The organism is Lancefieldella parvula DSM 20469 (assembly GCF_000024225.1).
Classification (GTDB): Bacteria; Actinomycetota; Coriobacteriia; order Coriobacteriales; family Atopobiaceae; genus Lancefieldella; species Lancefieldella parvula.
Genome location: NC_013203.1, coordinates 1,498,671 through 1,519,226 on the forward strand (window position 1 = coordinate 1,498,671; position 20,556 = coordinate 1,519,226).

Genomic DNA, 20,556 nt, shown 5'->3' on the forward strand with positions numbered 1-20,556 from the left:
GAATGAACCCTTGCGTTGGAAGGTTTGCGCCCACTCCTTCCGGAAGAATGCATCTTGGTAACGTTTTCTCAGCGCTTATGGCTTGGGCTAGTACTCGTTCCCAAAATGGCAACTTTATTCTTCGCATCGAAGACTTAGATATTCGCGCTCATAACCCTCAATATACCTCCTATCTTCTTGATGACCTGCAGTGGTTGGGGCTAGATTGGGACAGAGGCCCGTTCTACCAAAGTAAGCGTACAGAGCTCTACCAAGAGGCTCTTTTAAGATTAAAACAGCAGGGGCTCCTATATCCTTGCTTTTGCTCCCGAGCAGACTTACACGTCGCGCAGGCCCCTCATGCCAGCGACGGTACGTATATCTATGCAGGAACTTGCAGCAATCTAAGCCAGTCTGAGCGTGAAGAACTCTCAAAACATAAAATTCCAGCAACACGTATGCGAGTTTCTAATAAGAACTACACATTTGAAGACAAAGTCTATGGTCCAATATCTCAAAACCTTGCTGAATCATGTGGAGACTTTATTGTCCAACGTGCAGACGGAATCTTTGCTTATCAGCTTGCTGTGGTAGTGGACGATGCTGATATGGGCATAACTGAAGTAGTCAGAGGATCGGATCTTCTCTCCTCGACACCTAGACAACTTTATTTACAAGACACACTTGGTCTTTCTCATCCCACATACGCTCACCTCCCCTTACTTGTTGCACCGGATGGTAGAAGGCTTTCCAAACGTGACCGTGACTTAGATCTTGGTGCCCTTAGAGCTCAAGGAAAAACACCAGAAGAAATTCTTGGCTTTTTGGCTTATTGCATAGGTCTTGCGGAAAAGGATGAAACTCTTTCTGCAGCACAAGTTGTAAATCGCTTTTCCTGGGATGCACTTCACGCTCACCGAAAAAACGTGGTTGTTGAGCATTTTTCACATGTTTTGTGAATGACGCAAGCCACGAATTGCGCACCCCCATTGCGGTTATTCGCGGGTATGCCGATATGCTTGATCGCTGGGGAAAAACTGACGAGGCGGTTCTTGATGAATCTATCGCCGCATTGAAATCCGAAAGCGAGCACATGCATGAGCTCGTTGAACAGCTGCTCTTTCTTGCACGAGGCGATGCCGGCAGAAATACCCTTACCACGGCTCACGTAAATTTTGCACGGCTTGCCTATGACGTATGGGAAGAGTCCGAGATGATTGACCCTGACCATCGCTATGTCCTGGACTTTGACGCAACGTTTATGAATGAACCGCACTATCAAGTTGTTGGCGATATCGCGCTGCTCAAACAATGCCTGAGAATCATTGTCCACAATGCCGCCCGCTATTCTCCTTCGAATACATCCATTACATTTGACGTTTCATATGACGAGAAGTACGTCCGTGTATCTATACAAGATAAAGGTGTTGGCATATCCGACGCAGCGGTTTCACATATTTTTGAGCGGTTTTGGCGCGCCGACAGAGCCCGTGCGGAAAATAACGACGGGTCCGGCCTCGGCCTCTCTATTGCAAAGTGGATCGTTGACAGTCATGACGGCTCTGTCGACGTGCTCTCGCGCAAAGGTGTAGGCACGCGATTCACCATTGCTATATCTCGCGACGAGCAACCGTAAAAAACGAGAAGTAATCTGGACGGTGCTTTGACTGCGTAAACTCAAACATCTCGCCTTGGAAATTGAATGTTTGCCCGGTTACCACGGCCAGGTAATCTGCACCGTCAAGATCGAGACAGTCTTGATCTTCTCGGGTAACACGCTCAACGGTAACGGTTCGTTTGCTGGTTGCAATCTGCATATTGAGGGTCTTCTCGATATAGTCATAGATTGAAAACTGAGCTATATCAGGAGTTAAGCCTGGTACAAGACTTGCTCGGAAATAATTGCAGTCAAGAATCGATGCTTTAGAGCCTACAACCCTCACTCGAACAACATATAAAAGCTCATCGCCCTCACCAAATCCGGTGTAGCGTGCGAAGTCTTTATCGGCAACAATACGTTCAAACTTGAGAACCCGTGTTTCCGTATCGAGTTGATTGCGCTTGGATGCCTCTTGAAATGTTTCAATACCTCCCAGCTCAAAAAGAGCTCGCGGGCGCTTTTGGTAAATAACGCGCACCCCTTTGCCATGTACGGGCTGCAGTGCCCCTTGCTGCGTTAAAAGTGCAATTGCCTTTCTGAGCGTATTGTGAGAGCAACTGTATTCTTTTATAAGATTCGCCTCAGATGGAATATAGGTCTGATAGGGATATTCTCCTCGCTCTATTTTTCCTAAAAGATTCCTATAAATCTCATCATAAATTGCCTTCATGCATATCTCCATCGCTGTTTAGTTGCAATTATTTTATATTTTTTCACCAAAAACAGCATATCACCTACTTATCCAAATCATCTGCATAAGACGTTTATAGGCAAATTTATACCGCTCAGCAATACGAAACTGTCGATTTTTCATTTTCCGCCAAAGAAATTGCTCCGATGAACTAACTTATTTGCATAAGTTAGTTCCACGAGGAAAAGAGGAAAGATGGCAAAGTTCGACCATGATGCTCGTGAACTCCTCGAGCTCGTTGGCGGCAAAGACAACATTGCTGCGGCTTCACACTGTATGACACGCATGCGATTTGCCTTGAAAGATCCTTCAAAAGCGGATGTGGCTGCCATTGAAAAGCTTGCATCCGTTAAAGGAAGTTTCACGCAAGCCGGCCAGTTTCAAGTTATTATCGGCAATGACGTCGCCGACTTTTACGACACCTTTGTCGGTATTTCTGGCGTAAGTGAGGCTTCAAAACAAGACGTCAAATCAGCCGCCCTTCAAAACACAAACATTTTGCAGCGAGCCATGGGAGCCATTGCCGAGGTCTTTGCTCCCCTGATTCCCGCAATCATTACCGGCGGCCTTATTCTTGGCTTCCGAAACGTGCTTGGCGAGATGCCCTACTTTGGACCTGAAGGCAACCAGACCCTCGCTTCGCTTTCCGTCTTCTGGACGGGCGTATATAACTTCTTGTGGCTTATTGGCGAGGCAGTCTTCCATGCCGGCATCCCTGTAGGCATTTGCTGGTCAATCACAAAGAAAATGGGCGGGACCCCCATGCTCGGCATTGTGCTTGGCCTCACCCTCGTTTCCGGCCAGCTCATGAATGCCTATGCTGTTTCAGGAGCAACCGCCGCTGATTGGGCTACCCATACATGGAATTTTGACTTCGCGCAGGTCCGCATGATTGGATATCAGGCTCAAGTTATCCCCGCTATTCTCGCTGCGATTACCTTCAACTACCTCGAGCGATTCTTTAAGAAAATCACGCCATCCGTCATTCAGATGATCGTAGTGCCCTTCTGCTCACTTTTGCTTGCCGTTATGGCTGCTCACTTCGTGCTTGGCCCCATTGGCTGGACCATCGGATCTTGGATCGGAAACATTGTTCTCGCAGGCATCACAAGTCCGTTTGCATGGCTCTTTGGCCTTATCTTTGGCGCCGTATATGCTCCCCTTGTCATCACTGGCTTGCACCACATGTCCAATGCCGTTGACATGCAGCTTATTGCAAGTTCCAATAACTATGGCACTCCACTGTGGCCCATGATCGCACTTTCCAATATTGCTCAGGGTTCATCGGTTCTCGCCATGTCTGTCCTTCAGAAGCATGACGAAAATGCTCAGCAGGTAAACATCCCTTCCATCATCTCTTGCTACCTTGGCGTTACCGAACCCGCTATGTTTGGCGTCAACCTCAAATACGGTTTCCCCTTCGTATGCGCTATGATTGGCAGTTCCATTGCAGGAGGTGTCTGTACGGCCTTTGGTGTCAACGCTCTCTCCATTGGCGTTGGTGGACTCCCCGGAATTCTTTCAATTCGCCCCGAGTTTATCGGCATCTTCGCCGTTTGCATGGCCATCGCTGTAGTGGTTCCATTTGTTCTTACATTCACCATCGGCAAACGCCAAGGTATTGATAAAGGTATCGATACCAATGTCGTCACGCTTGATGGCGAGAAAAACAGTGCCCTTTCGGCCTAATAAAACCTGTAAGAGGAGCGGATATGTCAGGGCAATCTTCACGAGTAACAAGCAATCCCAAGGGCGCTTATACGCGCGCTGAGTTTCTCGGCACCAAGGTTGTGTATCAAATCTACGTCCGCTCCTTTAACGATTCAAACGGAGACGGCATCGGAGACCTTCCCGGCATCACGCAACGTCTTGACTACCTGCAAAAACTCGGCGTTGACTATCTGTGGCTTACTCCGTTTTTTGTTTCACCCCAACATGACAATGGCTACGACGTTGCAGATTACCGCAACGTCGAGCCTCTCTTTGGCACCATGGCTGACTTCAACGAACTTTCAGCCGAAGCAAAAAAGCACGGTATCAAGCTGATGCTCGACATGGTCTTTAACCACACATCAACCGAGCATCCATGGTTTCAGCGGGCACTTAGCGGCGATCCTCAATACCTTGCCTACTATACCTTTGTCGATGGCAACCCCAACACGCCGCCAACAAACTGGAAGTCCAAGTTTGGCGGAAGCGCATGGGAGTGGGTTCCCACACTTCATAAGTGGTATCTCCATCTCTTTGACGCCTCACAGGCGGATCTCAACTGGGACAACCCAAGCGTCCGAGCCGAGCTTGCCGACATAGTGAGTTTCTGGCACAACAAAGGCGTTGATGGTTTTCGCTTTGACGTTGTTAATCTCATTTCCAAGCCAGATGTCTTTGAGGACGACGCCATAGGAGACGGCAGGCGCTTTTACACCGACGGGCCACATGTCCACGAATACCTGCAGGAACTCGTCAAGCGCGGTGGTATCGACGGGCTGATGACCGTCGGTGAAATGAGCTCCACCTCAATTGAAAACTGCATACGCTATTCCAATCCGGCTGACCATGAGCTTGCCATGACCTTCTCGTTTCATCACCTTAAGGTTGATTACCTCAACGGAGACAAGTGGTCGCTCAAAGAGCCGGATATCGGCAAGCTTCGTGAGCTGTTGAAATCGTGGCAAGAACAGATTACGGCAGGTGGAGGCTGGAATGCGCTGTTTTGGGCCAATCACGATCAGCCTCGTCCGAATTCTCGCTTTGGCGATACCGAGCACTACTGGGAAATGTCCAGCAAACTGCTTGCCGTCACCGCACATCTTCTGCGCGGAACTCCCTATATTTACCAGGGAGAAGAGCTGGGTATGACCAATGCGGGATTTACCAATATCACACAGTATCGAGACGTGGAGTCCCTCAATTACTTTAAGATCCTTCAGGATCGGGGCTGCTCCCCCAAAGAAGCGCTCCATATCATCTCCGAGCGCTCCCGCGACAATGGGCGCACACCCGTTCAATGGGATGCCTCAAAAACCGCAGGTTTCACTTCCGGTACACCGTGGATTGGCATTCCCGACAACCACACCATCATCAATGCTGCTGCAGAAGTTGGCGATCCTGACTCGATATTCTCCTTCTATCAAAAGCTCATTGTTCTTCGAAAAACTCATCCCGTTATCAGCGAGGGAGATGTTTGCTTTATCGACTCCGCTGGCGAGAAGGTCATTGCCTACGAGCGTACCTTGGATAGCTGTTGCGTGCGCGTCTTTGCAAACTTCTCTGACCAAAAGGTTCGCTGTGCGCCGAAAGCTGAAATCGATGGGTCTGACGTCCTTATTGGTAACTATCCCAACACCGTAACCGATGCAGATGCGCTCATACTTCGTCCTTTTGAGGCACGAGCCTTTATCTGGGAATGATAGAGTCATACTCGAGTCCTCCCAAAGCTCCTTATCCAAAGTTCTTGTCGACACCTAGAAGTTGCTAGGTTTCTCTTAGCTTGCCATACGTGCATTTACCAAATTTGCAGCAAGTTTGGTCGACTCAAGACCAACTTGGCGCATTTCTAGCAGCCTCTCTAAACAGTCCCTCGAAAACTATAAAACCTACGTACTTCATTTAAGTAGCTCGTTTACATACTTCTATCAGAAGGCTAGACGTGGAGATTCTGTGAATGAGCAAAAACAGCTCTACGTTCTCTTTGCTATACATGTGAACTCCAATCCGACCGCCCTTGACGGTCCAACTTTTCGTCCGCACCCCCTTGTGAGTGGCGCCAGTTCGGGGTATCATTCACAAGCACCCATTTTGGAGAGCTGACCGAGAGGCCGAAGGTGCTCGCCTGCTAAGCGAGTATGGGCCCCAAGCCCATCTGGGGTTCGAATCCCCAGCTCTCCGCCAGAATTTTCTGCTCGTTGCATCACCGCAACGAGCTTTTTTCTTACCGAGAAGAACTTTTTTCTAAGATTAGTCTTGCATTTTTTACTGGAAAATGGCATTCTATCTACTTGCACGCGGCGTTACCTCAGCTGGATAGAGGACCTGACTACGAATCAGGGCGTCATAGGTTCGAATCCTATACGCCGCACCACTTGAACTTAGGAGCTCCTTCAGGAGCTCTTTTTTATTATCTAACCGGTCTTAAAGCTACTTCTCCAGAAGAATTTGCATACAGATAACTGTACAAAATATGAGCCTCATCAAGCTCATCCATTACTTCTGCCATACATGTTTCCGCTGCTATAACATCTAAATACTCTTGCGGATCCAAATCTTTAAGTCCAACTCTTCCTTTAAGTGAAATCCAATTTCTTAACACTTCAACTTGATCTGGCGCTATTTGAATCTCTGAATAAAACTCCTTATTCCCAAATCCTATTTCTGCTTCTTCTCCCTGAACTAACTGCCGAATAACAACTCTTTCTTTTACTCCAACTCTATTCTTCATTTCTACCTCTTCCTTTTCTACTTTGTCATCCTCAGTATAGTTGATTTATAGAACATATGTTCTATAAATCAATAAAAGAAATGGTCTCCACAATTTTTTGAAGACCATTTCAGAAATTGAATCAATTTTGATTAAAAAGAGAAACTATTCTGGACGAATAACCTCAATGCCACCCATGTAAGGGCGAAGCACCTCAGGAACAGTAACGGAGCCATCCGCGTTCTGATAATTCTCCATAATTGCTGCCATAGTACGACCAACCGCCAGGCCCGAGCCATTAAGTGTATGAACTAAGCGGGTGCCCTTAAATTCGGCTGGATCCTTATAGCGAATATTTGCACGACGTGCCTGGAAATCCCAGCAGTTTGAGCAAGAAGAAATCTCCTTGTATGCGTTATAGCTTGGGAGCCAGACTTCGATGTCATAGCACTTACATGCAGAGAATCCAATGTCGCCAGTGCAGAGAGTAACCACATGATAAGGAAGACCCAGAAGCTGAAGGATCTTCTCGGCTTCCTGAACCATAGACTCAAGTTGATTCATGGAATCCTCAGGCTTTGCAAACTTAACCATCTCTACCTTGTCAAACTGGTGAACGCGGATGATACCACGAGTGTCTCGACCAGCTGAACCTGCCTCCTCGCGGAAACATGGAGTGAACGCGGTATAGAGCAAAGGAAGCTGAGATGCATCCAGAATTTCATCACGGTGAATGTTAGTGAGCTGAACCTCAGCAGTTGGAATGAGGTAAAGGTCAGGCTGAACGTGATACAAATCTTCCTCAAACTTTGGAAGCTGACCAGTGCCATAGAGTGAATCCTGGTTAGTAATGACTGGTGGCCACCACTCTTTGAAGCCTGCCTGATTATGCGTATCAATCATGAAGTTAATAAGCGCACGTTCCATACGAGCGCCCATACCACCAAGAAGGTAGAAACGAGTTCCTGCAAGTTTTACACCACGATCAAAGTCAATCATGCCCAGTTCAGGACCAAGGTCCCAGTGTGCTTTTGGCTCAAAGTCAAACTGAGTTGGCTCTCCCCACTTGCGAACCTCTGGATTATCAGAGTCGTCTTTGCCATAAGGAACAGATGCGTCAGGAATGTTTGGAATAGCTGCAACAAGGGCTGTGAGCTCCTCCTCAACCTCACCGCGACGCTGGTCAAGCCTAGCAATGTGATCTTTGTTAGCTGCTACCTGCTCCTTAGCTGCCTCAGCCTCTTCCTTCTTGCCCTCACGCATAAGAAGGCCAATCTGCTTAGAAACAGCATTGCGCTCTGCCTGAAGCGTCTCTACCTCACTAATTACGCTTCTACGTTCCTCATCAAGCTCAAAGAACTTCTCGCGATCCCAATGGGCGTTTTGCCTAGACTCGCAAGCCTTATCTACGAGGTCAGGATTCTCGCGCACAAATTTGATATCAAGCATGCAGCTTCTCCTTGAATCAACACTTTTTGGCAGTGCATTCTTTCTTATAGCCTACCAAGTATATACTTGTATTTAGATTCTTAACCCTTCACATGTTCTGGAGTAGGATTATGGACGCAATTAACTCGTTTATTAGTTGGCTTTTTGGCGATAAGACTGGTGCATTATTCCTTGTGCTTGGTGGAATTTTGCTCTTTTTAGTTATTTCTTTTGTGCTTGAGCGCAAAACAAAAAAGATGTATTTCAACCACAAAAAAACTGATGAAGATTGGGATCTCTTTGGAGATGACTCCGAAGAGGGCTGGTCTGACTTTGAGGAAGACAATAAATAAGCAACAAAAAAGCCCCGTTAAGGGACTTTTTTAAATGCAAATGGTGCGGGCGAAGGGACTTGAACCCCCATGAACTTGCGTTCATACGGACCTGAACCGTACGCGTCTGCCAATTCCGCCACACCCGCGTGCTAGGGAATAATACTACAACATTTTGTTTTCTTCTAATGGAAAAACAATAGATATATAAGAAAATTCTTTTCAGCGGTAGAATATAAGAAGTCACGGCCGACAAACACACTTTAAACACAGGAGGTTGCCGTGAGTGACTCGCGGTCACAGACCACGCAGACCACATATATACATGCACCTTCTGCTCAGCAGACAACTTTTGCGGCTGAGCCGGAAGTTTTGCTGGATCGATATCGCGTTCTTGCCCGTAGAGGTAATGGAGGCTTTGGTACTGTTTGTACCTGCTGGGATACTCGCTTGCAGAGGCGTGTAGCTATCAAACGCATGCCACTTTTAGGTGCTTCCGAAACTCCTGGTGTGCTGGCCTCTACGGTTGATGAAGCGCTCGCAGAGGCGCGAACTGCCTGCTTATTAGCACACCCCAACATTGTGACCGTTCATGACTTTGAAATTGAAGGTAATTACGCCTACCTAGTTATGGAGTTTGTAGACGGTCTCAACCTATCTGAGCTCCTAGCTCGTGTTGAAGGCGGCTATCTTACCTACGCTGAAGCTGCTCACATGGTCTCTTCACTTGCCAAGGCGCTCCAGTACGCCCACGATAACGGCGTTCTTCACCTGGATATCAAGCCAACTAACATTATGATTGACCGTCAAGGTACCGTAAAACTTGCCGATTTTGGTATGGCAACGCTTGCTTCGGCTGCTGGTTATGGTGGTGCTCGAGGCGGCACGGTAGGCTACATGCCTCCTGAGCAAGTTGAAGGCATGCTTGTTGACGAACGTGCTGATATTTTCTCGCTTGCTGTTGTTTTGAGACAGGCCCTTACAGGATCTAATGTATTCTCAGGCAGAACTGCAAAGGAATCGCTTGATCGTATATACAAAGGTCCAAAGATTCCTCTGTTAAAAGAAGATCCTGAAGTTCCGTTTGCTGTAGATGCGGCCTTGACGCAAGCACTTTCTCCTGAGCCATCTCTGCGACAGGGCAGTATTTCTGAATTCGCGCAAGAAATTGTGACTCCTCTTGGCAACGAAAAACAGGGCGAGAAAAGCCTCAAAGCCTTAGTAGAACAATCAGAAGAAGAGACCGAGACCTGGGATGTCAAGCATCTTCCTCTTTCAATTCGTTTCCCCTGGCTGCCCTCAGTTGCTGTGCGTGGTACATCTGCACTGGTCACCGGCGTTCTTCTCGCCCAATTGTTTCAGTTTATTGAACCAGATTCACTCATATTTATTGTCGTGGGCTCCCTTGTGGGAGCAGCAATCGCCGCTCTTTGGACACCCTTAGGATCCGCGCTTGTCATTGCGTGTACAGCGTACGCTCTAGCGAGCATTAGTCCTACCAGCACTTCATTCCCATTTGCAACGCTTGTAACCTTAGTGAGCGTTATCTGGTGGGCATTTGCGGGAAGAGCCTCAAAACTCAGCAGTATTAACTGCTTGCTAGGTGCGTTATTACCTACTCCTGTTTCGGCACCAGCTCTTGCCTCTGCTACTATGCGACCTTTGCCTGCGGTTTTGACAGGAGCCTTCAGCTATCTCTTTGGAACTCTGCTTATTAAAGGCATGTCTTTTGGATTTGCTGCAACACCTCTTGCCTATGACTACACCTCACTAGCCGCAGGTCTTCCTTTCTGGATCCGTTTTGGAACATGCGCACTATCTGCTCTTTTAGGCTCACTGATAAGTCAAAAAAGACGTCGCGGATGGATGATTTTTGGACAAATTGTCTGCGCTACAGTACTTTCAGGTGGCTTTATATGGGCAGCTTGGATGGAGAATCCCAATTTTTGGGTAGTTGAAAGTATAGTTTCAGTACTAATTACGGTATTCTTATGTGTGTTTGTATGTATTGCAATTGTCCTGATAGGTCCACTTCAAGCGGATCAGGAAGGCGAGGAATTAAATGAGCTTTCTTAGTGACTTTGAAAACCGTATTGGTTCGGTCTTTGGTGCCGCACCTCAAGGATATGCAGAGCCCTTCTCTTTTAAGAAGCTAGCCAAACGTGCAGCTAAAGAGATGGAACGTGAGACCTATGAAATCGACGGTGTAGACACTGCACCTGCCTTGTATACCGTTTTAGTTGCTCCTCAAGATGATTCACTGATGCGTCCTCTTTATGCTGATCTAACTGCAGAGATTTCTAACTTTGTGGCTACTCAGGCTCAGCAAAAAGATTATGTGTTTGTAGGTCAACCTCTTGTTCGTTTTATGGTTGATCCTTCTCTAAAACCTGGAAAATTTGCCGTCTTTGCAGAAAATGTTGATGGCAATACTCTTGACCAGCTGCGTAATGAAGAGCGTGCTTTCTTGGGCGGAAACTCCAGTGTTGGAGGAGCTGCGGCACAGATGCCTCAACAACACAATTCCCGCGCTACTGTTCGACCAGAATCACAGCCAGAGCCAGATCCGTTGTCTGTAGTTCGACCTGTTTCTGCAGATAATGCAACGCCAGAGGTGTTGGGTGATCTTGCTGGTACAGATGCCGGTCTTGCGGTAATGCCACCAGATTTTGTTGAGGCTCAAGGTGCAATTCCTGTTGTTTCTGCAGCTGAATCCACCCCTATGCCTGTTCTTCCTAGCTCAAATGAACTTCCAGACCTTCCAGTAAACGGTGCTATCCCAACAGCAGCTCCCGTTCCTATGACTCAGCGTCGTATCACACCTTCTCTTGATGCGCAGCTTAATGGCATAGGTGGACGTTCTTCTCGCAATTTGCAAGGCACGCCACGCGCAAATATGGACGCTATCTGCATCTTAATTGATCGTCAGAGTGGACGTTCGTATCGTGTTGAGGCTCCTCGCGCTATCATTGGTCGTGAGCGTTCTCAAGCAGACATTGTTCTGCGTGATCCCAACGTTTCAAGACGTCATGCTGAAATGACCTACGACGGTCACGATTGGCACATTGCTGATTTGCACTCCACCAACGGAACGCTAGTCAACGATATCGACGTAGATGAGGTTATTCTGCGCGATGGAGACCTTATTACCATTGGTCTTATGGACCTTCAGTTCCGGGAGAACTAATGATTGACTTGATTCTCTTTGCAGGACGCGTTCTGCTTGTTGTCCTGCTTTACATCTTCTTATTCTCAGTCATGCGCACAGGTATTGGTCTTGTCCGTGGACAACGCAAAGACGGAGCTATTTGGTCCGTTGATGTCGAGAAGGGCGTCAAGTCCTTACGCGGCCTTCATGTTGACATCTTAGGTCCCGTTGTCATTGGACGCTCTCCTTCTTCTGACATCGTGATTGACGAACCTTACGTTTCTGCTTCACACGCTCGCTTTACAATCCAGGGCCCTGCTCTGGTGCTTGAAGACCTTGGATCCACAAATGGAACCATGGTTAATGGTCACATCATCGAACAACCTGTTACCCTTCGTGATACAGATGAAGTTCAGGTCGGCGATGTGATTATGCGTGTTGGACGTCGATAAGAGGCTCATGGTTTCTTCTGATACAACACATATTTCTGATACACCTACTCAAGAGCCCGTTAGTGCTCCTGGTCGTTGTGAGTTGCCACTTGATGGTCGAGGCGATACAGAAGCAGTTTCAGGCTCTAACACCTTTATTTCTTGGGGTGCCCGCTCTGACGTAGGATTAGTCCGCGATCACAACGAAGACTCATTCCTCCTGCGTACTCCTCTCTTTGCCATCTGTGACGGTATGGGAGGACACGCTGCTGGTGAAGTGGCAAGCTCAATTGCCGTTAAAGTTATCGCTGAACAGGCTCCAAGTACTGCAGACGACGTACGTCTTGGTGCTGCAATTGAGGCCGCTAACCAGGAAGTTATTGACGCTCCTGCAAAGGGTGTTGGCAAACCTGGAATGGGTTCCACTGCTTCTGCTGTTCTCATTGAAGGCAATCAGATGGCTGTTGCCCATGTTGGTGACTCCCGTATTTATCTACTCCATCACGGAACTTTGGTCCGCATTACTCACGATCACAGCTACGTTGAGGAGCTCATTGATTCTGGACAAATTACTGCTGATGAGGCTCGCACACACCCTTCTCGCTCAGTAGTTACACGAGCCCTTGGTTCTGATCCAGACATGTATGCAGATCATTTCTCACTCGAAGTATCTGATGGTGACCGCATCATTTTGTGCTCCGATGGTCTTTCTGGCATGGTTCCTGATGACGAGATTGAATCTATTGCCGTCTCTAACGTTACACCACAAAAGGCTGCCGATAACCTTGTTTCTGCAGCTCTTACCTATGGTGGATCAGACAACATCACTGTTATTGTCATCGATGTCTTAGACGACGGTATAGCCGATCAAACAAGGCGACATCTTACCCGTGGCGTCATTGCAACGTTTATCTCGTTCCTTGCGCTCTTTGCAGCCACTATTGCTGTGTTCTTCCTATTTGTAAGCAGCGAGTGGTATTTGGGAATCAACGGAACTACCGTTGGTGTATATCGAGGTATTCCTACAACAATTGCTGGCATAAATATGTCTTCGCTTGTTGAAACTACGTCAATCGAAATAAAAGATTTGCCTGACGCAGTTCAAGACTCACTTGCCGACGGAATCCGTGTTAAAGACGAGGATGAAGCACACAGCACCGTCGAGGATTACCGCAAGCAAATTGACGATGCCAACAATCGAGCAGTTAAAAAGAAAGAAGATGCTCAATCTAGCGGAACACCAACAACAGAAACAACAACTTCAACAACAAATTCGGGAGGTGAGTAGGAATGGAAAAAGCGGGTGGATTAAGACGTAATACGGAACTCTTCTTACTGTTTGTCGGAGCGATTCCAGTATTTCTACTGTACGCCATGTATATGATTACTGCTCGTTCAACGCTAAGCGTTGAGACTATGGCTGTTCCTATTGGCCTCTTCGCAGCATTTACCGTAGCTCACATCGCTATTAGATTCCTTGCTCCCGCAGCTGACCCCGCCATTCTCCCTATTGTGTTTGTGCTTTCGGGAATTGGTATCACCATGGTCACTAGACTTTCTCCAAATCTCGCTGTCAACCAGACTATTTGGCTTTTTATCTCTGTTGTTGTCATGATTGTGGTGCTAGCGATCATTAGAAACCTTGACGCGTTAGCGGACTACAAATACTCCATTGGTATTCTCGGTGTCATATTGCTTCTTTTGCCAATTGTTATTGGTCAGGACCGCTACGGCTCAAGGCTTTGGATTTCGTTTGGTCCCTTTACTTTCCAGCCTGGCGAGATTGCAAAGATTGCTATTACGCTCTTTCTAGCGTTTTACCTTGCGCTTAATCGAGAAGCTCTGTCGGTCTCCATGCGCTCTGTGGGACCATTCCGAATTCCTCGCTTCAAAATGCTACTGCCCTTATTTGTCATGTGGGGCATCAGCCTGATTGTTGTCATTTTCGAACGCGACCTTGGTAGCGCACTTCTTTTCTTCGTTTTCTTTGTCATTATGCTTTATGTTGCAACAGGTCGCGCTAGCTACGTTTTTGTCAGCGTTGCACTCTTGGCCATCGGTGGCGTGATACTTTACCACTTCTTTAGCCATGTTCAGACTCGTGTCAACATTTGGCTTGACCCCTTCAAAGATCCCTCTGGAGATGGCTTCCAGATTGTTCAGTCTCTCTATTCCATCGCAGATGGAGGACTTGCTGGTACAGGAATTGATAAGGGAATGCCTACACTCATTCCTGTTGTTGAGTCTGACTTTATTTTCTCTGCCATTGCTGAAGAAATGGGTCTTTTTGGTGGAGCAGCAATTATTACCCTGTTCCTGCTCCTTACAGTGCGTGGTCTTGCAACAGCCGCTCGTGCAAAGTCTGATTCATCTGCCTTTGCCGCAGCTGGCCTTACCAGTGTTTTGGCATTCCAGACCTTCCTTATTATTGCAGGCGTCACTAAGCTCATGCCTCTTACTGGCGTCACTCTACCCTTTATGAGCCAGGGCGGCAGTTCTCTGCTTTCCAGCTTTATCATTGTTGCCTTACTGCTCAGAGCAGGTGACGAGGGAACTGGTCGCGAGACAGAGCTTGAGCCAAGCAAAAAAGTACTTGATTCCCAGAGACTTGAAATTTCTTCTGGTGGAGCTCACGCCTCTTCCGTTCTGCACGGTAGTCACATCCGCGGAGGCTTTGATCTACAGTCTGAGGAGTCAGGTGTTCTAGGACGCGTTGCTCTCGGAAAGCGTCTAACCAATTTGGTTACCGTATTTACCCTCTTCTTCACCGTTCTTCTCGGCAATCTAACCTTCCTAATGGTAATTGACGCCCCTAGGCTTCAAGCACTTCCTACCAACAACCACACTATTGCTAAGAGCGCTTACGTTCAGCGCGGTGCCATCATAACCTCTGACGGCGTCACGCTGGCAGAAAGCGTCAAACAAGACGACGGTACCTACGTGCGCAACTATCCGCACGACGGTATGGCTTCTCACACGGTTGGCTACATCTCTACTCAGTACGGAACTGCGGGTATTGAGTCCTCCATGAACGAAACACTCACTGGCCATGCAGATCATTCCGATTGGAGAAGCGCTCTGTACTCGATGGCCGGTATTAACACCACTGGTTCAAGTGTTGTTCTGACCATCAATTCCCAAATGCAGGCCGTAGCAGAAGCTGCACTCCAAGGTTATTCTGGCTCTATTGTTGTTATGGATCCATCTACCGGAGCTGTACTTGCAAAGGCTTCAAGTCCTTCATATACCCACGCTGAACTGGGTACTATTATTGAATCCGGTACTGGCAGTCAGTTAGTCGACAGAACTACCCAGGCACTCTACTCCCCTGGCTCATCCTTTAAGACCGTTACGCTTGCTGCTGGAATTGATACGCACAAAACCACGCTGGACACCACATACTCAGCTCCAGGAACCATGGAGATTGGCGGCGGAACCATCCACAACTACGCCAACGAGGACATGGGCACCATTCCTCTACGTGAGGCATTTGCTCGCTCTTCAAACACAGCCTTGGCACAGCTTGGTGTAGCACTAGGCGCGGATAATCTGGTCAGCTATGCACGCGCCTTTGGTTATGGCACCGCACTTGGTCAAGATTTCTCAACAACGCCATCGCTAATGCCAAATCCTGCTGAGATGACCACCTGGGAACTTGCCTGGGCATCCTGTGGCCTTCCTGTTGGCGAACACGCAAGTCCCGCAGGACCTCAAACTACCGTCATGCAAAACGCCGTTATTGCAGCTGCAATTGCTAACGGTGGTGTAGTTATGAACCCCTACATTGTTGATCGCGTTCTCTCGCCAGAGGGAGCTGTTGTTTCTACAACGTCACCAAAATCGCTTGGACAAGCTGTGTCTGCAGATACTGCTGCACAGGTTCGAGAAGCAATGTTGGGCGTTGTAGAATCTGGCACTGGCATGGGAGCTCGCGTTCCAGGTGTCAAGATTGCGGGAAAAACAGGTACAGCAGACGTCGAGAATGGTAACTTTAACTCGTTCTTCATTGGTTTTGCACCTTACGACCACCCAACCCTTGTTGTTTCTGTTGTCATCGAGGGCAATGGCGAGAACGTTTTGGGTTACGGTGCTCAAGTTGGTGGACGTGTTCTTGCACAGTGTCTAAACATCCAGGCTTTGGGGGCTGCTTCGTAAATCTCAAAGCATCACGCGACCTTCTCCCTAAGTAGTTAGGTGTGTTCTAAGATGGTAAGTAACGTGGCGAGAAAATCGCACGCTTGATAGGAGTTGAGTTATGCCAGGTAGAATGCTCGGTGGGCGTTACCAGGTTCAAGACAAAATTGGTACCGGTGGAATGGCAACCGTTTACCGCGGACAGGACCAAGTTCTTGGTCGTACTGTTGCCATCAAAATGATGCTGCCACAGTACGCAAATGACCCGTCCTTTGCTGCTCGTTTTAAGCAGGAGGCACAGGCAGCGGCGGCGCTCTCAAGTCCATACATTGTCTCGGTCTATGACTGGGGCAAAGACGGCGAGTCTTACTACATTGTTATGGAGTATCTGCGCGGTACAGACCTTAAGAGCGGCATCCGTAAGCATGGAGCTCTTGATTCCCGTAAGGTCGCTCAGATTGGCTCTCAGATTGCCCAGGCGCTCTCTGTAGCACACCGTCACGACATCATTCACCGTGACATCAAACCACAAAACATCATGGTCCAGCCAGATGGCAACATTAAGGTCATGGACTTTGGCATTGCTCGTGCAAAGAACAGCAGTCTAACCACCGATAACTCTGTTCTCGGTACCGCTCACTATGTTTCTCCAGAGCAAAGTACCGGCAAACCTTTGGGACCAACCACCGATATCTATTCCCTGGGTATTGTCATGTACGAAGCTGCTACTGGTCGCGTTCCCTTTGTTGGCGACGATGCAATTAGCGTTGCCATGAAGCAAGTCAATGAGGCTCCTCAGCCACCATCGCTCATTAATCCCAACATTGACCCTGCTCTCGAGGCAATCATCCTTCGCTGCATGGAGAAAAATCCAGGGGATCGTTACCAGAGCGCTGACGAGCTTGCTCGCGCTCTTCGCGATTTCATTGCTGGTCGTGCCACTATTCCAAGTAACACTACTGTTAGCCCTCGCATTGTGACGCCGCCTCAGCCAACTTCTAGGCTTGATCGCCGCGGCATCGAAGGCTCCAACACCTACATGACTCGAGGTGGCGATACTGGTCGCTTGAACCGCGTTCATTCTCGTGAAGAAGCTGATGAGCTGGACAAGCGCGAGAATAATCGTCACAAGCGCAATATTATCCTTGGTATTCTAGCTGCTTTGGTTGTCGTAGCTCTTGCTGGTTTTGCTATTGCACACATCCTCGGCAACACCTCCCAGCAGTACCTGGTTCCGCAGTTTGTTGGACAAACAAAAGACCAAGCAACTCAGGCGCTAAATGCATCTGGCAGCCACTTTAAACTAGGAACTGTCACAGAAAGCTATAGCGATTCTGCTCCTGAAGGCCAAGTTATCGACCAGACACCAAGCGCTAACAGACAGGCTCCTGAGGGAACCACTGTTAACCTTGTTATCTCTAAAGGCGCTAAACCTGCTGCGGCAGTTAAGGTACCCGATCTCACTAACAAGAGTCCATCAGAGGCCGAATCGGCCCTTGCTGCTGTTGGTCTCAAAGCAAGAAATGGTGATTCGGTTGAGTCGGACAACGTAGCTGTTGGTTACGTTGCAACACAGGAGCCAGCTGCAGGTAGCGACGCTAAGGCTGGCGACACCATCACCTATCATTTGTCTTCTGGTAAGGGTAAGGTAGACGTCCCAGACGTCACGGAGATGACTTCTGAGCGCGCGTCTGACGTTCTGAAAGACGCTGGATTTAAGGTAGAAACTCAACAGCAGCCTTCATCAAGCGTTCCTGAAGGCCGTGTTATCTCCCAATCCCCAGCTAACGGCAAGGCAGATAAAGGTTCTACTGTAACTATCGTTGTTTCTACTGGTGCTCAGAGCGGATCTGTTCCAAATGTTGTTGGCAAAGACTTTGAGACCGCTCAGACCACGCTCGAAAACGCTGGCTTCCAGGTCAATACTGTTTGGGTCTATGACGACAACGTTGCCACCGGTAATGTTGTTGGCCAGACGCCATCAAGCGCTGTACCTGGCGCTACTATCACCATCCGCGTATCCAGTGGACCGCGACCATCAGTGTAAGCGCTGCGGGCGTGCGGGCGTAGCGCAGCTCCAAGCACGAAGCGCACGACGAGCGGCTCCAAGCACAAAGCGAGCACAGCCAGTACGTTCAAAGCCCTGCAACCAGGTTCGGTTGCAGGGCTTTTTACTGCTGCGAAAAAATAGTTGAACACACCTATGGCGGATAATCTGCCAAAAAGACGTATACATGACGCTGAAAATACCTCAAACGTGCAGATTATCGTCATTAGGTGTGTAATATGCCCGCAATTGTGCAGATTATCCGTCATGGGTGTGTTTTTTAGATACGGAATTTACCTATAGTAAAATTCTTTATATAAGTCTATTCATTATTCAGCATATTAGATGATGTTTATGCATTGAAATGTATATCTAGTAGTGAGACCGCCTAGCTGTCGGGCTATCTTGGTCAGAAGCATGGCGATTCTTCAGCAAGACCTACCAAAACTACACCATTTTGTACGCTAGCCCTAAAAAGCCGCCGCTCAACACCTTGCAGCAAAGAAAAACCGGCAGCGCGATGCTGTCGGTTTGAAATCAATGGTGCCCCCGGGCCGATTCGAACGGCCGACACCCGCTTTAGGAGAGCGGTGCTCTATCCCCTGAGCTACGAAGGCATGTGGGATATTCTACTCACGTAGGCTCGCATACGCAAATCGTTGGCGTTTGTGTGGCGAGAAGTGCTGCGGTGCTTGCACCGCCGATACCTCGCGCCATCAACGCTCGCGGCGCCAACGCTTGTGCGTCAGCAGCGACGCAAAGCCGCTACTTACGACCAGCCTTACGCTCTGCCCTCTTTCTGTCATACTCGGCCTGACGCTCAAGGTAGAAATCGTTGAGCTTCTTATCAGTCATGCCAGCAACCTTAGCCTCAACCTTCTTGCGAAGAGGACGCATCTTGAAGAAGCTGTAGACAACCGAGCCAAAAATGCAGAAATAAGCAAAGACCAACATGATGGCAGAAATCATACCAACCCCAGTATTCAGATCCCTAGACTCTGGGACTAGATACGAGAGTGCTAGCGTAATGATGGTTGCTACAAAGCCAAGACCCAAAAAGACCCACCAAATGCGCTCAGCGCGATGATAGTCTGGATCCGCACGCAGCATAGCCTCAAACCCGCGACTACGAATATCCTCACGCTCACGCTGACGGGCACGTGCGGCACGCTTCTCCTCTTTGCTCTTCGGAGAGCAAGAACTACCAGAGCCACTCACGCGTACAGACGCAGCTGCTTCTCGTGCTGGTTTAGCAGAAGCAGCAGATTTGCGAGCAAAAGCGGAATACGAAGGACGCTCAGTCTCCTCAGAGTTTTCTTTCTTTGAAAGGCTTGCGGTAGCCTCACGCGCTTCTTTGGTTGCGCCTGTAATGGTGTCACGCAGTGACATTGGTCTCCTTCAGTGGTACAAACTCAGTTCCCGTAATAATCTGGAATGCCGTACGATAACGTTCGGACGTGCCCTCAATTACCTCTTCTGGCAGATGAGGTGGCTCTCCTTGCATGTCCCAGTAGGCTTTCAGCCAATCCCGTACATACTGTTTATCATAACTTGGCTGAACATGTCCCTCAATATATCCCTCAGCAGGCCAAAAACGGCTTGAATCGGGTGTAAGGCACTCATCAATAAGTGTAAGTTTTCCGTCGATAAAACCAAACTCAAATTTGGTATCCGCAATAATAATTCCACGAGTTGCGGCATATTCTGCAGCAGCCTTATAAATTGCAAGCGAGGCTTCCTTCAACTGAGTTGCAACATCCTCACCAACAATCTCACAGCAACGCTCAAACGAGATATTCTCGTCATGATCACCAAGCTCAGCCTTAGTAGAAGGTGTAAAGATTGGCTCAGGAAGCTTTGAGGCCTCGCTTAGACCATCAGGCAACTTAATGCCACAGACAGTACCGTCCTGGTCGTAAGTCTTCTTACCAGAACCAGTAAGGTAACCTCGTACGATGCACTCAATTGGCACAGTTTTTGCCTTTTTAACCAACATAGCGCGGCCTGCAAGATACTCAGTGTAATCTGCAAACTGCTCAGGAGTCTGGTCTGGCAAAACAGAAATCATATGGTTAGGTAAAAGATCCTTAAAGCGATTAAACCAAAATGCGCTAATACGTGTCAAAATTTCTCCCTTAAAAGGAATCTCATCAGGGAGAATAAAGTCAAAAGCACTAATGCGATCGCTCGCAACCATTAAAAGTTTGTCGCCGCAATCGTAAATATCGCGAACCTTACCGTGCGAATCGGGACGAAGCTCAGCTCCAGCCACAATGACCTCACTTCTGC

At 48.3% G+C, this 20,556-nt stretch carries 16 protein-coding genes and 4 tRNA genes; 13 read left to right on the forward strand and 7 right to left on the reverse strand.

The genetic code is table 11. The annotated features are described in order from the left end of the window. Window positions 1-2 precede the first annotated feature (2 nt). Together gluQRS and APAR_RS06830 are read left to right on the forward strand one after the other, a co-directional pair. Entirely contained in the window at window positions 3-938 is a 936-nt protein-coding gene (gene gluQRS, locus APAR_RS06825; RefSeq protein WP_012809412.1) for a tRNA glutamyl-Q(34) synthetase GluQRS, read from the forward strand. Further along, on the forward strand, window positions 935-1,615 hold the full coding sequence (locus APAR_RS06830; RefSeq protein WP_012809413.1) for a sensor histidine kinase: 681 nt from the start codon (window positions 935-937) through the stop codon (window positions 1,613-1,615). The genes gluQRS and APAR_RS06830 overlap by 4 nt, the downstream gene beginning before the upstream one ends. On the opposite strand, the gene treR is transcribed toward APAR_RS06830, so the two are convergent. Continuing rightward, window positions 1,590-2,309, reverse strand: coding sequence for a trehalose operon repressor (gene treR, locus APAR_RS06835; RefSeq protein WP_012809414.1), 720 nt, complete (start codon window positions 2,307-2,309; stop codon window positions 1,590-1,592). The genes APAR_RS06830 and treR overlap by 26 nt on opposite strands. 216 nt (window positions 2,310-2,525) lie before the next feature. On the opposite strand from treR, the gene treP reads away from it, so the two are divergent. From treP to APAR_RS06855, 4 genes are all read left to right on the forward strand, one after another. Continuing rightward, window positions 2,526-4,019, forward strand: coding sequence for a PTS system trehalose-specific EIIBC component (gene treP / locus APAR_RS06840; protein ID WP_012809415.1), 1,494 nt, complete (start codon window positions 2,526-2,528; stop codon window positions 4,017-4,019). 23 nt (window positions 4,020-4,042) lie between these two features. Beyond that, a complete protein-coding gene (locus APAR_RS06845; RefSeq protein WP_012809416.1) occupies window positions 4,043-5,740 on the forward strand; it encodes an alpha,alpha-phosphotrehalase in 1,698 nt (565 codons plus the stop codon). 390 nt (window positions 5,741-6,130) lie between these two features. Continuing rightward, a tRNA-Ser gene (locus APAR_RS06850) sits at window positions 6,131-6,221 on the forward strand. A 113-nt stretch (window positions 6,222-6,334) separates the two neighbouring features. Next, window positions 6,335-6,411 (forward strand) — tRNA-Arg (locus tag APAR_RS06855). 36 nt (window positions 6,412-6,447) lie between these two features. On the opposite strand, the gene APAR_RS06860 is transcribed toward APAR_RS06855, so the two are convergent. Both APAR_RS06860 and serS read right to left on the reverse strand, forming a co-directional pair. After that, a complete protein-coding gene (locus tag APAR_RS06860) occupies window positions 6,448-6,768 on the reverse strand; it encodes a hypothetical protein (protein WP_012809417.1) in 321 nt (106 codons plus the stop codon). 144 nt (window positions 6,769-6,912) lie between these two features. After that, window positions 6,913-8,196, reverse strand: a complete 1,284-nt coding sequence (serS, locus tag APAR_RS06865) for a serine--tRNA ligase (protein ID WP_012809418.1) — start codon at window positions 8,194-8,196, stop codon at window positions 6,913-6,915. Between the two features lie 110 nt (window positions 8,197-8,306). Here serS and APAR_RS06870 point away from each other — a divergent pair, with 110 nt between their 5' ends. Further along, window positions 8,307-8,528 carry a DUF6724 family protein gene (locus APAR_RS06870; RefSeq protein WP_012809419.1) on the forward strand — a complete coding sequence of 74 codons (222 nt, stop codon included), beginning with the start codon at window positions 8,307-8,309 and terminating at the stop codon, window positions 8,526-8,528. Window positions 8,529-8,569: 41 nt separating this feature from the next. On the opposite strand, the gene APAR_RS06875 is transcribed toward APAR_RS06870, so the two are convergent. Continuing rightward, a tRNA-Leu gene (locus tag APAR_RS06875) sits at window positions 8,570-8,656 on the reverse strand. 133 nt (window positions 8,657-8,789) lie between these two features. On the opposite strand from APAR_RS06875, the gene APAR_RS06880 reads away from it, so the two are divergent. From APAR_RS06880 to pknB, 6 genes are all read left to right on the forward strand, one after another. Further along, complete coding sequence (locus APAR_RS06880) at window positions 8,790-10,583, forward strand: serine/threonine-protein kinase (RefSeq protein WP_012809420.1); 1,794 nt, start codon at window positions 8,790-8,792, stop codon at window positions 10,581-10,583. Then, window positions 10,570-11,694, forward strand: a complete 1,125-nt coding sequence (locus APAR_RS06885; protein WP_012809421.1) for an FHA domain-containing protein — start codon at window positions 10,570-10,572, stop codon at window positions 11,692-11,694. Before APAR_RS06880 ends, APAR_RS06885 begins: the two co-directional genes overlap by 14 nt. Continuing rightward, window positions 11,694-12,107 carry an FHA domain-containing protein gene (locus APAR_RS06890; RefSeq protein ID WP_012809422.1) on the forward strand — a complete coding sequence of 138 codons (414 nt, stop codon included), beginning with the start codon at window positions 11,694-11,696 and terminating at the stop codon, window positions 12,105-12,107. Before APAR_RS06885 ends, APAR_RS06890 begins: the two co-directional genes overlap by 1 nt. 7 nt (window positions 12,108-12,114) lie before the next feature. Beyond that, window positions 12,115-13,374, forward strand: a complete 1,260-nt coding sequence (locus tag APAR_RS06895; RefSeq protein WP_049754789.1) for a Stp1/IreP family PP2C-type Ser/Thr phosphatase — start codon at window positions 12,115-12,117, stop codon at window positions 13,372-13,374. A gap of 2 nt (window positions 13,375-13,376) precedes the next feature. Then, the gene (locus tag APAR_RS06900) at window positions 13,377-16,241 is read left to right on the forward strand and encodes an FtsW/RodA/SpoVE family cell cycle protein (protein ID WP_012809424.1); all 2,865 of its coding nucleotides are present in this window, start codon (window positions 13,377-13,379) and stop codon (window positions 16,239-16,241) included. A gap of 100 nt (window positions 16,242-16,341) precedes the next feature. Then, complete coding sequence (gene pknB / locus APAR_RS06905) at window positions 16,342-18,267, forward strand: Stk1 family PASTA domain-containing Ser/Thr kinase (RefSeq protein WP_012809425.1); 1,926 nt, start codon at window positions 16,342-16,344, stop codon at window positions 18,265-18,267. Between the two features lie 541 nt (window positions 18,268-18,808). On the opposite strand, the gene APAR_RS06910 is transcribed toward pknB, so the two are convergent. From APAR_RS06910 to APAR_RS06920, 3 genes are all read right to left on the reverse strand, one after another. Further along, window positions 18,809-18,884: transfer RNA gene (locus APAR_RS06910), tRNA-Arg, on the reverse strand. A 148-nt stretch (window positions 18,885-19,032) separates the two neighbouring features. Then, window positions 19,033-19,656 (reverse strand): hypothetical protein, encoded by a 624-nt coding sequence (locus APAR_RS06915; RefSeq protein WP_012809426.1) that lies wholly within the window; start codon window positions 19,654-19,656, stop codon window positions 19,033-19,035. Further along, complete coding sequence (locus APAR_RS06920; protein ID WP_012809427.1) at window positions 19,643-20,539, reverse strand: phosphoribosylaminoimidazolesuccinocarboxamide synthase; 897 nt, start codon at window positions 20,537-20,539, stop codon at window positions 19,643-19,645. Before APAR_RS06920 ends, APAR_RS06915 begins: the two co-directional genes overlap by 14 nt. Window positions 20,540-20,556 lie beyond the last annotated feature (17 nt).

What these genes read in the sequence shown, in the direction of transcription:
- gluQRS (WP_012809412.1), top strand. Translation starts at nt 3, where the DNA reads ATGAACCCTTGCGTTGGAAGGTTTGCGCCCACTCCTTCCGGAAGAATG.
- treR (WP_012809414.1), bottom strand. Translation starts at nt 2,309, where the DNA reads ATGAAGGCAATTTATGATGAGATTTATAGGAATCTTTTAGGAAAAATA.
- treP (WP_012809415.1), top strand. Translation starts at nt 2,526, where the DNA reads ATGGCAAAGTTCGACCATGATGCTCGTGAACTCCTCGAGCTCGTTGGC.
- APAR_RS06845 (WP_012809416.1), top strand. Translation starts at nt 4,043, where the DNA reads ATGTCAGGGCAATCTTCACGAGTAACAAGCAATCCCAAGGGCGCTTAT.
- APAR_RS06860 (WP_012809417.1), bottom strand. Translation starts at nt 6,768, where the DNA reads ATGAAGAATAGAGTTGGAGTAAAAGAAAGAGTTGTTATTCGGCAGTTA.
- serS (WP_012809418.1), bottom strand. Translation starts at nt 8,196, where the DNA reads ATGCTTGATATCAAATTTGTGCGCGAGAATCCTGACCTCGTAGATAAG.
- APAR_RS06870 (WP_012809419.1), top strand. Translation starts at nt 8,307, where the DNA reads ATGGACGCAATTAACTCGTTTATTAGTTGGCTTTTTGGCGATAAGACT.
- APAR_RS06885 (WP_012809421.1), top strand. Translation starts at nt 10,570, where the DNA reads ATGAGCTTTCTTAGTGACTTTGAAAACCGTATTGGTTCGGTCTTTGGT.
- APAR_RS06890 (WP_012809422.1), top strand. Translation starts at nt 11,694, where the DNA reads ATGATTGACTTGATTCTCTTTGCAGGACGCGTTCTGCTTGTTGTCCTG.
- APAR_RS06895 (WP_049754789.1), top strand. Translation starts at nt 12,115, where the DNA reads ATGGTTTCTTCTGATACAACACATATTTCTGATACACCTACTCAAGAG.
- APAR_RS06900 (WP_012809424.1), top strand. Translation starts at nt 13,377, where the DNA reads ATGGAAAAAGCGGGTGGATTAAGACGTAATACGGAACTCTTCTTACTG.
- pknB (WP_012809425.1), top strand. Translation starts at nt 16,342, where the DNA reads ATGCCAGGTAGAATGCTCGGTGGGCGTTACCAGGTTCAAGACAAAATT.
- APAR_RS06915 (WP_012809426.1), bottom strand. Translation starts at nt 19,656, where the DNA reads ATGTCACTGCGTGACACCATTACAGGCGCAACCAAAGAAGCGCGTGAG.